Raw genomic sequence first — 14,616 nt, 5'->3', positions numbered from 1 at the left:
TGATATAATATGTCTGAAACAATCACAATTTATTGCAAAAATAACAATACCTATAAAGAGGTTCCCATCGGTTCTTCTTTATTGGATATTTATACGATGATCGGTGCGCCTCTGCGTTACCGTCCGATGAATGCAAAAGTGAACAATAAGGTCGAGAGCTTGAATTATCGTTGCTGGCATCCGAAAGATATTGAGTTCGTGGATTATACGCAGCTTTCCGGACTTCGTACGTATGTCCGTTCGCTGTGCCATATTTTCTCGAAAGCGGTTAACGATGTGTTGCCCTCCGCTACATTAAATTTAGAACATCCGATCTCAAAAGGTTACTACTGTGTGATCCATAACGGAAAGAAGATAGACGGGGAGACGATCGACAAGATAAAGAAGCGAATGCGTGAAATTATCGATGCCGACCTGCCTTTTCTGCATAAAACGGTCCGGACTGTGGATGCAACCGTTCTTTTCCGTGAACGGGGCATGAACGATAAGGCACGTCTGATCGAAACGGCGGGTATGCCGTATACTTCTTATTACGAATTGGATGGTTATGTGAATTTCTTTTACGGCTGTCTGACGCCTTCCACCGGTTATATCCAATTGTTCGATATCGTTCCTTATTTTGACGGTGTGCTGCTCCAGATTCCGAAAAGAAGGAATCCGCTGGAGTTGGAACCGGCCATTAAACAGGACAAGATGTTTGAAGCTTATAAACAACATCTGACTTTGCAGCGGACACTGGACCTGAATAATGTGGGCGATCTGAACCGTGCCATCGAAAACGGTCATACATCGGAACTGATCATGGTATCCGAGGCGATGCAGGAAAAGCAGGTGGCAAAAATTGCGGAAGAGATAGCGGGGCGTTACCAGGACGGGGTTCGTATTGTGCTGATCTCCGGTCCGTCTTCTTCCGGGAAAACGACTTTCTGTAAACGTCTGGAAGTACAGTTGATAACGAATCTGATTCATCCTGTCAGTATCTCGCTCGACGATTATTTCCTGAATAGGGAAGATACGCCGAAAGATGAATCCGGCGATTATGACTTTGAGTCGCTTTATGCGCTCGATCTGCCTTATTTTAACAGCGAGATGAAGAAGCTGCTGTCGGGCGAGGAGATCGAAGTGCCTAGTTTCAATTTCGAAACGGGCCTGCGGGTTTATAAAGGTAAGAAGCTGAAGATGCGTGAAAATTCGGTGTTGGTGATAGAAGGTATTCATGCACTGAATCCGGAGCTGACCTCCATGATAGATGATAAGTATAAGTACCGGGTGTATGTCTCCGTACTTACTTCCATATCATTGGATAATCACAACTGGATACCGACTACGGATAACCGTTTGCTGCGCCGTATCATCCGCGACTACCGTTTCCGGGGGTATTCTGCCAAAGATACGATTGCCCGCTGGCCGAGCGTGCGAAGGGGAGAAGATAAATGGATTTTCCCTTACCAGGAAAATGCGGATGCGATGTTTAACAGTGCCATGCTCTATGAACTGGCGGCTTTGCGTAAGTTTGCCGAGCCGATCCTGGCAGAGGTGCGTGAAGACGAGGAAGAGAATGCGGAGGCTTATCGCCTGTTGCGCTTCCTGCGTTACTTTAATTATATTCCGGATGTCGGTCTGCCCGGTACTTCACTACTGCGTGAGTTCCTGGGAGGCGGAAGTTTCCGTTATTGAGAAAATTAACGGGAGAGCTTTTGGCGTATCCGCCTGGCGAGTTCATCGACATCTTCCTTGTCGGGAATGAACTCGCTTATTCGTGTTTGGTTCTGCCGGCAGAATACTGTCATCGAAAATGCCAGCATGGCGCAGAATGCTATGCTGGAGCTGATGGCTGCCCCGACAACTCCGTGCAAAGGTATCAGTATATAGCCCGCTATCGACAGGGTGAGAAGTCCGATGCAGGAACTGACCGCGCTGTAACGTATTTTTCCGCTTCCGATAAAATAATGGCTGAGTATGCTGTTGCATCCTAAAGCTACAATCCCAACGGATAAGCCGAATATGACTTTTCGCATGCCTGTAAATTCGGGACTGAACAGATAATCCGTATAAATCCATTCCGGAATGAACAGGATGCAGATGGTGGCTGATGCGATTGCGCTGAAAGTGAGTTTGAACAGCTTCAGGGTCGTTCTCTTTTGTATTTCGGGATCCGTCGTTTGCGCCACACTGCTGTATTCGATAAAACTGACACTTCGGCTGATATGCCAGACGCTTTCCGATATTTTTGTCCCTGCATCCAGGAGACCGACACTGCCCAGACCGGCAAAGCGTTGGATAAGGAAATAGTTCAGGCGGGTGGTCAACACTTCGGCTATATTGTCGGCACTTCCCCAAAGACCATAGGAAAACATCTCTTTCAAGATGGAAAGGAATGGCTTGTTTGTCGGTTTATTCTCTTTCCGGATCAGATGGGGGAAAAGGAGAAGCAGACTGCCGGCAAAGGCAATCCCGTACGTGATGTACAATCCGTAAATATAAGATGAAACTTCCTGTTTCCCTGTTATATAATAAAAATATAGAAGGATGAAGAACAACAGTCCGCTTTGCAGCATATAAGTGATATTGAATCCGGTAATTTTATCCTTGCCCAGCAGGAAACGGGCGTTGGTCGTAATGAAAGAAGAGATCAGTGACAGTATATAGATATCCGTCAGATATGCTGGAGGAAACAGTCCGAAAAGTAGCATGAACGTACACGCCAGCGCTGATCCGATAAAGGGCCATACATAAGCCGGGAATAAAATGGTGTGCAGGGAATACCGGTTCATGAAATAGACAATCGTGTTGCCGGAAAGCACTCCGTTGAACACGACGGCTATATTGATAGATGCCAGGAGAATACCCACCAGTCCGACCCCTTCCACACCCAATGCCTTGGCATTCATGAAAATAAGCATCAGGTTCAGAAAGGCAATCAGATAGCGTGTTCCGATTGTTCCCAGTATCTTTTTCAGCATACGATTAGAGTTTCAGTCCGTCCAGTAACCGTACATAGGTGTCGATCGCTTCTCTTATTTCCAACAGCCCGATGTACTCGTCTGCCGCATGTGAGCGGGCAGAGTTGCCCGGACCGATCTTGACGGACGGAAACGGCATAAGTGCCTGGTCGCTGAGCGTAGGCGAGCCGAACGGTTCTTTTCCCATCAGGATCGCCCGCTGTACGAACGGGTGGCTGAGGTCGGTTCGCGTCGAGTTCAGGCGGAAACTACGCGCTTTTACTTCACAGCCGACCTGCTCTTTTATCAGTTCAAACAGTTTCTCGTTGGGATAGAACTCGTTGGTACGGATATCGACCGTAAATTCACAGCGGTCGGGAACGACATTATGCTGCGTTCCGGCATGAATGATCGTGACGCTCATCTTTACCGGTCCGAGGAAATCGCTTTTTTCCGGAAACTGATGGTTGTTAAACCATTCAATGTCTTTTATCGCCAGCGTGATCGCGTTGATCCCTTCATTCCGGGCGGCATGTCCAGCTTTCCCGATGGAAACACAGTCGAGGACCATCAGCCCTTTTTCGGCTACAGCCGGTTGCATTCCGGTAGGTTCGCCGACAATAGCAAAGGCAATCGGAGGCAAGTCGGGAAGAACGCTCTCCAGACCGTTTTTGCCGGATACTTCTTCTTCGCAGGAAGCCAGGAATATCAGATTGTATGCCTGTTCCTTGCCGGTCAGCAGGGAGAAAGCTGCATATAATGAGACAACGCTTGCTCCGGCATCATTACTTCCCAGGCCATATAGCTTTTCGTCTTCGCTTTCTTCCGGGTGGAAAGGATCTTTTGTCCAGCCGGAGGCCGGTTTGACGGTATCGATATGTGAGTTCAGCAACAGGGTCGGCTTATTCAGATCGAAACCGGGGGAAACAATCCACAGGTTATTTCCTTTACGGTGTACTGTGTGTCCGGCTGCCTGCCAGCTCTGTTGCAGGAAATCGGCTACAGCTGCTTCATCCCGGCTGAAAGAAGGACGACTGATCATCCCTTTTAAAGTATCTATTGCTTCGTAGTACATTTTTTATAGTCAACTAATTAATATCTTGTCCACTGTCTCCCGATCACGGCCGAGCTGCTCAATCAGTTCTTCCAGCGAGTTAAACTTGACATCGCCTCGTACATAATATATAAACGCAACGGTTATATCATTATTATAGATGTCTCCTGAGAAGTCCAGTATATTCACTTCCAATGTGATATTATCGCCGTTATCGAGCGTGGGGCGGTTGCCGATATACAACATTCCTTTATATCTTTTCCCTTTCAGATACACCCAGACGGCATATACTCCGATTCCCGGAACAATTTTAAAAGGTTCGTCCACCTGTATGTTGGCGGTCGGAAATCCCAGTTTGCGCCCGACTTTATATCCGTTTACGATCGTTCCCTGCAGCCTGTAGGGATAAGTCAGCAACCGGGCGGCTTCTTCCACATGGCAGTCGGTCAATAATTTCCGGATCTCCGAAGAACTGACTGCTGTACGCCCTTCGTCATAGGGAGAGGCTTTCAGCACTTCCATTCCGCAGGCGGCACCATAAACAACGTATTGCTCGAAACCGTCTTTGCGGTCGTGTCCGAACCGATGGTCGTAACCGATCAGTAACGCATCTGTGTGGAGTTTCTCTGCCAATATGGAAGTGATAAACTCTTGCGCCGTCAGTCGCGACAGCTCTATCGTGAAATCGAGGACGATGCAATAATCGACTCCTGTAGTTGCCAGTTGCTCTAGTTTTTCCTCGAATGAATTTAGTAATTTCGGTTGATAATCCGAATGTAATACGGCGCGTGGGTGTTCCGGGAAGGTGATAACTGCCGAGGGTTGATTTTTAGCCCTGGCAATACCTTTCAGTTCATCGATCAGGAACCGGTGGCCCAAATGGACTCCATCGAAGAACCCGATGGTGGCGACCAGTCTTTTCCCTTTTAATAAATCCGTATCTCTGATAACGATCATTTTCTTTCTATTCGTTCAATGGAATGGCAAAAGTACATAAATTAATTGTACTTTTGAGCTGATTTATTAACAGACATCTCTGAATATTAGTTATGAAAAAAGTCTTTTATCTTCTGATCTGTCAATTGTTAGCCGTATCCTCCGTGTTTGCCGATGATGTGCAGACAGAGAAAAGAACGGTACTGTTCACTCCTTCCGCGGGCGGGAAGGTCCATGTATTGATGCCGGGTAGCAGTGTTACCGAAAGCGTTTCATTTGAAAAGCAAGCGTGGCCTGTCCGGAAATTCCTTCGTGTAGTCGGCGGTGTGCAAATGCCGGCACCTTTTGAGAAAAGAGGCGAAGAAATGTTCAGACGGTCGGAGTTCTATATCGATGATAATCTGGATTCCGTTCATGTGAAGAAGGATAAGTATTCTCTTTATTTCAAAGGAGAAGATAATAACTTCGAGCGGCATGCTTATTACCGCCTGTCGGGTGACTTGCTGAAACCCGGTGAATTGACGGTGACATTGCCGGTCGTAAAGCGTCAGAATCTGTCCGTGTCATCTGGCGGAGACTTCGGGGTGGAGATCGAGCTATTCTATAAAAAGCCGGGACGCTACAAAGACGATATTTATGATCGCCCGGATTCCCTGCTTTATTTTCCGGTGCCCGAAGGTTCCGGCAAGTTTCAGTCTGTGACGCAGAAATTTATCCTGCCGGAAAATGTAGCCTGTGCCTTCCTGCGCATCGGTGGCACGCATTTTAGTGGCGAGTGCTGGGTGGAAGCTCCGAGGTTGACGCAGAACAAGAAACAGGTATGCTCCATTCCTTTTGCAAAGTTTGCCGATAAAACAGACGATTATAATTACTGGACAGGCTGTAACCTGTCTACCCGGAGCTGGCCGCGTTGGAGGCTGGATTTTAACGGCACGACCGTTTACGAAGGAAATATTTTCGACAGGGCTTCCGATATTGCCGACTTCTATATCCTTCTGCCGGATGCCGTACAGGGGAAAGGGGATTTGAAACTGACTTTATTGAAAGAAGATAACCGGGCTGCTTATCCGTATGAACTCCGTTCCCTGGAGATTATCGAGGAGAGTGCCCGCGATTTCGAAGTGGTCTCCGTTCCGGAATATGTAACGGCAGGAGCTGCTTTCGGTGTTCTGGTGGAAACCAATAAGCCGGATGTTCGTTTGAAGGTACAGGCTCCGGCTGCAGTCATTCCCTCATTTCAGGAAATAGAACTGAAAGAGACCGGTTTGCATGTAGTGGAATTTCGTGCCGGCGATTATGCGTCTGCTGTTCCGATGACCTTCGACGACGGCAGCCGGAAAGCGGAAGTCATGATTCGCCAGATCATAGAAAAAGAACCGGATGAGGTGTATATCTCTTCGGGCGATGAAATTTATATCGATAAGGAATATACGCCGTATGATTATTTCTTCAAATGGTATATTTCCAAACGTGTCGGAAACTGGTATCAGTTCCGTCCGTCTTACCAGTGGAGCGGTTTCCGTGTGGCCCGTCCGGAAGTGATTCGTCACTATACCGGTTTGCTGAATAAGTTACAGGTCCCTTATGCCTGGCAGGTGGAAGGACGTACGCTGGCAGGAAAACGTATCAACCCGGATCTGGAAACACTGGCTTCTCCCATGTTCCGCGGAAAGCAGGCGCATGAAAATGACGGCGGTTATTATTACTGGCAACATTTCCTCTATCAGGGAGTCTTTTCGGATATGGCTGCCCGCAACCGTCCTTATGGCGGTATCTTTGCCAAACATCGTCCTATCTATACCGATCATGGCGTATTTATTCACTATGACCCGCAGGGTGTGAAAGATATGGCTGACGGTGCTCGTAAACTGGTTGAGAATTTCCGTTACTCCAAGGGAGAGAGCAGTCGTCATACGGGACCGTCTACTATGTTCCGCTATTTGTATCAGGCGGGTTATAACTGGTTGGGAGCCGAACAGATGTACGGTCCGGAAGAAATTATCCTCTCTTCGCTGCGTGGTGCTTCACGTGCCTATAGCAAACAGGACTATGGAACTTTGCATGCCATGCAGTGGGGATCAGGACCTTTCACCGATCCGAAGCATTCCCTGCGTTTATATATGTCGCTGGCTGTTGCCTATATGCACGGCTCTTCCCATATGAACACCGAAGAGGCATTGTGGCTGGATGAATATGCCAACGACCGTTATTCCCAGTCCGGTAAGGAACATCTGTACGCGCAGCACCGTGTACTGGACTTTATAGAAACGCATACCCGCCGTGGCGAACTGAAAAGTAATATCGCTGTTGTTCAGGGAAGAAACGATGCCTGGAAATCATTCGGTCGCGGCAGTCTGTGGTCGCAGAAAGGAGATAAATGGGCGTTTAATAAGGCGACGGAAAGTTTTGATTTGTTGAATGTCTTTTATCCGGATAATATCGTCGACGGTTGCGGTCCGAAAGGTTGGTTTACTTCTACGCCTTATGGAACAGTAGATATCTTGCCTATTGAAGCTCCGCAGGATGTGATGAATAAATATAAGGCAATGGTTTTCCTGGGTTGGAACAGTTTTGAGGAGGGCGATTTCCTCCGTATCCGTAACTATGTATTTGGAGGTGGCACGCTTGTTTTGACTGCTGCTCATCTGAATGCAGAACTTCAACCGGACCAGCCGGTGAAATTCCCGGTAAATGATGTTGTTATTCGTGAGATGCTGGGTGATAACTATAAATCGTTGTCTGCAAAAACTGTAGTCCCGTTCGGATCGGGTAAGATCATCTATTTCCCGCAAACGGTCTATCCGGCGGAGGCTTCCCTGAGAAGCCAGTATGAAGCTACGATGCGTGAGTTGGCATCGGCAACGACCGATGAAGAGTTCTCGAAAGGTTGGATCGAGTCTGCACCGTCTGTTGGTTTTACGGTTTGGGACAGTAAGGATCGTCGTACAATTTATCTGTTGAACACGGACTGGCAAAGTAATGAGCAGAAACATGAAGCTACATTTATCTGCAACGGTAAGAAATTCCCGGTCGATGTAAGGCGCTATCATATCGAAACCGTTCATTGTGCCGATGGCCTGGCCGTATCTCCCGGCAGCAACACGACGGATATCCTGTCGATCGACCGGGAAGGCGACGGCTGGAAGGTAACCGTCCAGAATACAGAGAAGGACACGATCCGCTATTTCAATACCGAAACGGGTGCGATCGACTCCGTCACTTTCGATGAACCGTCCGTACATAGTTTTATTGTAAAGTAATGAGATGGAAAAAGGGCACAGGTCGTAATCGGCTTGTGCCCTTTTTCTGTTTTGCGACTTCGGGTGTCTTCCTGTTGCCTCTTGCCGGGATGTATTTACCATTCTGCCGGGGAAAAGATTTCCGGATGCCGTTGTATTTTCTCTTAAGTGCCGATATAATCTTTGTTTGACACAAGTCAGACAGCTGTTCGACCTGTGTGGGATAGCTGTCTGAGCCTAGTCGAACAGCTGTTCGACTCCTGTCGGACGAAAAATAAATCGGCAGGTATTCGAAAATAGATGCCGGTGTAATGAAAATATCTGCCTTACTCTCCTGAAATATCTGCCGGACTGCAGAGGTTGCCTTCGGGGAGGGCGCTCTTCCGCTTCTGAACTTTTTTGAGCGGGTAATATGCGTTAAAAGCGGGCGAAGTTGCGGAATAATACCTGATATTTTATATGTTTGCAAGATGGAAGTGAAAGATCAGACGACAAACTGCTATCAGCGCATATATCTTGAATATGCTCCGATGTTGCTTCGCTTTGCGGGGAAGTTCGTCTCGGGTTTCTTTGCGGAAGATATTGTGCACGACGTTTTTCTCAAGCTTTGGGACAAACAAGTCTTTCTCCTTCCGGATGCCGATCTGAAACGTATTCTTTACGTTGCTGTCCGCAACGCCTGTATCGATCACCTGCGCCGTTCGAATATGGAGCAGGAAATTCTGGATCACCGGGCCGTCCAGCTCAAACTGGAGGAGCTGGACTATTTTGAGTCGTCCGACGAACTGTTCATGCGGAAAGACCTATTGGATCTTTTGATGAAGAAAGTGGCGGAGCTACCCGAAAGGAACCAGGAGATTTTCCGTCTTTCCTATCTGAAAGGGATGAAAGCGGCCGAGATTGCGGATCAGTTGGGTCTCTCTGTCCGCACAGTCGAAAACCAGTTGTACAGGTCTTTGCTTTATCTCCGTAAGCATTGTTCGCATCTTTTCTTTTATCTTTTTACCTTGATTTGAGCCTAGGGCTTTACTTAAATCCTATTATATATGGAAAAAACGAAGATATTCGAAGTGAAAGAATTCGATCCGGCATATGTCGGTATCATTAATGAGCTTCTTTCTCAGCTGATTTCCTCCCCGGTCCCGTTTACCGATACCGACTTGCAAACGATGATCGTCTCCGGTAGCAGCCACCTTTTCTTGATCTCCTATGAAGATGAAATAGCTGGTATGCTGACGGTCGGTTCCTATAAAACTCCTACCGGGCAGAAGCACTGGATAGAAGATGTGGTTGTCGACCAGCGTTTTCGTGGCAAGGCGTTAGGTTATAAGTTGGTAGAACATGCCATCCGTTATGTGGAGTCGCTCGGTAATTCCATCCTGATGCTGACCTCTAGTCCCGCACGCGTTGCGGCAAACCAACTGTACCGATCCGTCGGCTTTGAACCTAAAGAGACCAACGTTTATAAAATGACGTTTAAAAAATAGCTGGAGGATGGACTTCGAACACTTTCCGAAGATAGACGCTCACTTCCATGCGACTATGCCTGGCTGCATCCGGAAATCCCTTCCTGGCAGCAGCAGATCGAAACCCGGGACCGTATCTTGCAACGTTATCCCGGCCTGACTTTCGTCGGTGCCGACCTGGGCAGCTTGGAATGGGACTACCGGGAGATAGCCCGGCGTTTGGACGCTTATCCTCAGTTTGCCGGAAGATGTGTTATTTCAGATTTATTTCGGGAATGCGGAGAGGTATTACCGGTTGTAGTATGCTCCTTTCCGTATTCACCCTCATTTTCAACCGTTCGTATTTAATTTTAAAAAAAGTTTGTTTTTGTGTGAGTACTTTTTTGCTGCCATTCGTTATAAGTTCATAAAGGACTAAGTCACCGAAAGGTAGCAATTCAAAGAAGATATCATGGAAAACGAACATACAGAGTTAATTATAGGTTATTTGCAGAATAATCTTACCCAGGAAGAAACAGACTGTTTTTACAATTGGGTGAACGAGAGTGCTTCTAATAAGGAGTTATTTTTCGAAATTAAGGCAATGTATGATGCAGGTCTGCCTTTAAGTACCCCTTTGGAAACAAGCGAAAGCTGGGGGCGTTTACTAAATAAAAAGAAAAATTCACAATCCCGCCGCTTCAATCTTTGGTATCAAATCAGTACTTATGCTGCCGTAGCCCTTCTGGCTGTGGCGATCAGTTCTATGTATTTCTTGTTCTTTCATGAAGAAGATAATAGCTTATATTCCAAATATATCGGAGGAGACGGACTGGAAGCCGATGTTGTTGAACTGCCGGACGGAACACATATCAGTTTGGGCTCTAAAACAACTTTCCATTATGACAAAGATTATGGCAAAGACAAACGTATCGTATATCTGGAAGGAGAGGCCTATTTTGATGTTGCCAAACAAAAAGACAAGCCTTTCATCGTAAAGACCAAAGAACAAGATATAGAAGCATTGGGAACAAAATTCAATGTGATGGCTTACCCGTTGGATTCATTGGTGATAACCACATTGTTGGAAGGTTCAGTACAGTTGAAAACAATGAATTTTCCGGAACGGACAATTATGCGTCCTAACCAGCAGCTCATATATAATCGAAATACGAAACAAGCTTCACTTTTTCATGTAGATGCCAGACAATTTACCTCTTGGACCACAGGGTATTATTATTTTCATGAACAAAGCCTGAAGGCAATTCTTGATCGGTTAAGTCACGTTTATGGCATGCAATTTACCGTAAACTCCGAGATTTTAAATCAACGTACATTTACAGGTACTTTTTATCGGGGACAAAGTATAAAAGATATTATGGAAATTGTAAACCTGTCTATTCCGATTAAATACAAGATAGATGATCGGCATGTAACAATTTCTGAGAAGTAAGAAGTAAAGGAATAATGTTAATCTAAAATCAAATGAAATGAGTGGATAATGTAAGAATTTAGAAAAAGGTGTAAATCTTGCCGGATTCTCCTTTTGTGTGTGATTCAATTAAATTTCCATTGCCGTGGAAAATGTGTTTAATCTTAAAACAATTAAAGTATGGATAATCAACGTATAGTTGTTTTTGTAACCTTCAAAAAGACTATAAAAATCATGAAATTAACCGTGTTAATGCTAGCCATTTGCTTGTCGCAGGTGGTAGCCGCAACTTATGCACAGACTGCGAAACTGAATGTTTCTGCAAAGAATGAAACATTGGAAAATGTGTTGAAACAAATAGAAAAACAGTCTGAATTTCTGTTTTTCTATAATCTGGAAGAGATTAACAAAAATGAAAAAATCTCTATTACGAAAAAGGATGCCAATATCCAGGATATACTGGACACTATCGCAGATAAGACCGGTTTGAGATACACTATTAAAGACCGTCACATTGTCCTGACTAACGAAAAGTCATTGCCTATCACTGCTTCAACACTGCAGACTAGGAAGGTGACCGGTACAGTCAGCGATGCCTTCGGTCCAATCACCGGAGCCAATATCATCGAAAAAGGGACAACCAATGGTACAACAACCGACATGGATGGTAATTACTCCATCGAAGTGTCGGACGGCGCTACGTTACAGGTGTCTTTTATAGGGTATATTCAGCAGGAGATTGTTGTTAAAGGCAAAAATGTGATTAATGTTTTGCTGAAGGAAGATACACAGGCACTGGAGGAAGTAGTTGTTGTAGGGTATGGTGTGCAGAAAAAGAGAGATTTGACAGGAGCTATTTCTTCTGTTAGTATGGATGACACTCCGATTAATACTTATTCGACAGTTAGTCATGCTCTAGCAGGTAAAGCCTCAGGACTGCAAGTAACTCAAAATAGTGCGCAAGTTGGTGGTGGTTCAACGTTTCGTATTCGTGGAGCCGCGTCAACAGGAGCAGGTAATGACCCACTGATTATTATTGATGGTTTTCCTGTCTCATCAGGAAGTTCTTTGGGATCTGGAACTCGTTATGACGCAGGCTCTACAGATAATGTATTGGCTTCATTGAATCCTAATGATATAGAATCTATAGAGATATTAAAAGATGCAAGTTCAACAGCTATCTATGGTTCTCGCGCTGGTCATGGAGTCATTATTGTAACAACTAAACGTGGTAAGGCTCAAAAGGCTCAGGTCAGATATTCAGGTAATGTTTCTATTCAAAATATGAAAAATGGATATAAATCATTGAGTGGAGCTGAATATATGCAACAATATAACCGTTACACTTATGAGGATTATTTAAAATCGAATGGGCTAGATGTTTATAAGGGCTATGTATCTGTAGCAGATGGTCATATAGCTCCGGAGTATGTTCCTACTTATAGCGAAGCTGATATTGCAAATGCTGGAAATACAGATTGGTTTGATGCTGTGACTCGTACTGGAATGATGCATTCTCATAATGTATCTGTAAACGGAGGTACTGAAAGTACACAATATATGGCATCATTAAGTTATATGAATCAAGCTGGTATAGTAAAAAATAATGATTTGGAACGTTTCACTGGTAAAATCAACCTGGATCAACAGATTTCAAAATATGTAAAGGCTGGAATCTCTTTGAATATCAATCGTAATACACTAGATAATGTACCCTTGGGAAAAGGAGAGTTTGAAAATGCAGGTATTCTGTCTGCTGCTGCAATGTTTAATCCTAATTTACCAATTTATGATGAAGAAGGAAATTATTCAGTGAATCCTTATTTTACACAAACTCCAAATCCAGTCTCGTTGTTAGAGATTACAGATAAAAGTGTTAAAGATCGTCTCTTAGCATCTGGATATGTACAGGTTGAACCAATAAAAGGATTATTGTTGCGGGCCAATGTGGGTATAGACCGTCAGTATGAAAAAAGAAAAGTTTATTTGCCTAAAACAACCATGTATGGTCTACAAGCCAATGGACAGGCAAATATTAATCAATCCGATCGTAATGATTATTTGATGGATTTAACTGCTACTTACTCCAAAGATTTTGGTAACCATAGTTTGACGGCTTTACTGGGATATTCTTATCAACAGTTTAATTATGAATCTGTTTCTGCCGGAAATCAGGATTTTCTGATTGATTCGTTTTTGTATAATAATTTGGGAGCCGGTAATTATGCCAAGCCTTCTGTTGGTTCAAGTGCTGAAAAATCTGCTTTAGGTTCTTATTTCGGACGTATCAATTATTCTTATTTGGGACGATATTTGCTAACTGCAACATTACGTGCAGATGGTGCTTCTAACTTCGATCCGGATCATCGTTGGGGTTATTTCCCCTCTGTTTCTGCAGGATGGCGTTTTAGCGATGAGGCATTTATGCAAAGCATGAATACTGTTTTGTCGAATGGTAAACTGAGAGTTAGTTATGGCCAGACAGGTAATTCAAATGTGGGAAACCGCACGATGGACTTGTTTTATACTGGTTTTAATAATGTATTTGGCAATGCATCCTATACCGGAGTTTATGCATCCCAGTTAGGTAATCCGTTACTGACTTGGGAAACAACAAAAGAATTTAACGTTGGTTTGGATTTAGGCTTCTTCGATAATCGTTTATCAACTACCGTTGAATATTTTAATAGAACAATTTCAGACTTATTGGTAAAAGAGAAATCGTTGCCATCTTATAATGAAGTCACAACGATTGCCTCTAATATTGGTGAAACAAAAAGTCAAGGTTTTGAATTTACTTTAAATTCTGTGAATATTTCAACACGTGATTGGAGTTGGGCAACAGATGTAACTTTATCTTTTTATCGCGATCGTTGGAAAGAACGTGATCCAAATTGGAAACCTGCCGCTTATGAAAGTGTAAACGATTGGATTCGTCCAATATTTGCGTATGAATCAAATGGATTATTGCAACCGGGGGAAAAGGCTCCAGCTCATCAGGCAGCATTGCTACCTGGACAGGTTAAATTAATTGACCGAAATAATGATGGTATCCTGAATGATGAGGACAAAATTTTATTAGGTTCTGAAGATCCTGCGCTTATTTTTGGTTTCAATAATACATTGCGTTATAAAAACTTTGATTTTAATATTTATTTCTATGGTGAAGCTAACAGAATAAAAGGAGCCAGTTATTATGATTCATGGGCAACTATGGGATATGGTTTGACACAGGGGCGTAACGCTTCTAAAGGATATATGGATACATGGACACATGATAATCAAAGAGCTATCTATCCTAATATTTTCAATGTCGGTGACAATGGTACAGGAGACTATTTCTATAAGAAGATCTCTTATATTCGTTGTCGTAATATTACTTTAGGATATACAATTCCTGTGTCCAAAAATATATTGAATAGTATTCGAGTGTATGCAGATGTAAATAATCCGTTTGTAATAACAAACTGGAATGGATTGGATCCTGAAACAGAAGGAAATCAATATTCATATCCGAATGTGACAAGTTTTAGTTTTGGAGTTGATGTAACGTTTTAATAAGAAAGTA

At 44.2% G+C, this 14,616-nt stretch carries 9 protein-coding genes; 6 read left to right on the top strand and 3 right to left on the bottom strand.

Annotation, left to right across the window (positions count from 1 at the left end):
• The first annotated feature begins 9 nt into the window (after nt 1-9).
• Nucleotides 10-1,677, top strand: a complete 1,668-nt coding sequence (locus tag P3L47_RS04445) for a nucleoside kinase (protein WP_122361396.1) — start codon at nt 10-12, stop codon at nt 1,675-1,677.
• Between the two features lie 5 nt (nt 1,678-1,682).
• On the opposite strand, the gene P3L47_RS04440 is transcribed toward P3L47_RS04445, so the two are convergent.
• The 3 genes from P3L47_RS04440 to ribF are packed head-to-tail and all read right to left on the bottom strand — an operon-like array spanning nt 1,683 to nt 4,953.
• The gene (locus P3L47_RS04440; protein ID WP_277782815.1) at nt 1,683-2,963 is read right to left on the bottom strand and encodes a lipopolysaccharide biosynthesis protein; all 1,281 of its coding nucleotides are present in this window, start codon (nt 2,961-2,963) and stop codon (nt 1,683-1,685) included.
• A gap of 4 nt (nt 2,964-2,967) precedes the next feature.
• A complete protein-coding gene (locus P3L47_RS04435) occupies nt 2,968-4,017 on the bottom strand; it encodes a M20 family metallo-hydrolase (RefSeq protein WP_277782814.1) in 1,050 nt (349 codons plus the stop codon).
• A 9-nt stretch (nt 4,018-4,026) separates the two neighbouring features.
• Nucleotides 4,027-4,953 (bottom strand): riboflavin biosynthesis protein RibF, encoded by a 927-nt coding sequence (gene ribF / locus P3L47_RS04430; protein WP_277782813.1) that lies wholly within the window; start codon nt 4,951-4,953, stop codon nt 4,027-4,029.
• A 92-nt stretch (nt 4,954-5,045) separates the two neighbouring features.
• Here ribF and P3L47_RS04425 point away from each other — a divergent pair, with 92 nt between their 5' ends.
• From P3L47_RS04425 to P3L47_RS04405, 5 genes are all read left to right on the top strand, one after another.
• Nucleotides 5,046-8,192, top strand: a complete 3,147-nt coding sequence (locus P3L47_RS04425) for a copper chaperone PCu(A)C (protein WP_277782812.1) — start codon at nt 5,046-5,048, stop codon at nt 8,190-8,192.
• Between the two features lie 449 nt (nt 8,193-8,641).
• Nucleotides 8,642-9,187 (top strand): RNA polymerase sigma-70 factor, encoded by a 546-nt coding sequence (locus P3L47_RS04420; RefSeq protein ID WP_122361391.1) that lies wholly within the window; start codon nt 8,642-8,644, stop codon nt 9,185-9,187.
• A gap of 30 nt (nt 9,188-9,217) precedes the next feature.
• Complete coding sequence (locus tag P3L47_RS04415; RefSeq protein WP_277782811.1) at nt 9,218-9,658, top strand: GNAT family N-acetyltransferase; 441 nt, start codon at nt 9,218-9,220, stop codon at nt 9,656-9,658.
• A 430-nt stretch (nt 9,659-10,088) separates the two neighbouring features.
• A complete protein-coding gene (locus tag P3L47_RS04410; RefSeq protein ID WP_122361388.1) occupies nt 10,089-11,069 on the top strand; it encodes a FecR family protein in 981 nt (326 codons plus the stop codon).
• 159 nt (nt 11,070-11,228) lie between these two features.
• Nucleotides 11,229-14,606: a SusC/RagA family TonB-linked outer membrane protein gene (locus P3L47_RS04405; RefSeq protein WP_277782810.1), complete on the top strand. Its 3,378-nt coding sequence runs from the start codon at nt 11,229-11,231 to the stop codon at nt 14,604-14,606.
• The last annotated feature ends 10 nt before the right edge of the window (nt 14,607-14,616 follow it).

Source organism: Parabacteroides chongii (assembly GCF_029581355.1).
GTDB lineage: Bacteria > Bacteroidota > Bacteroidia > Bacteroidales > Tannerellaceae > Parabacteroides > Parabacteroides chongii.
This window is presented reverse-complemented; position numbering and strand designations above follow the sequence as displayed.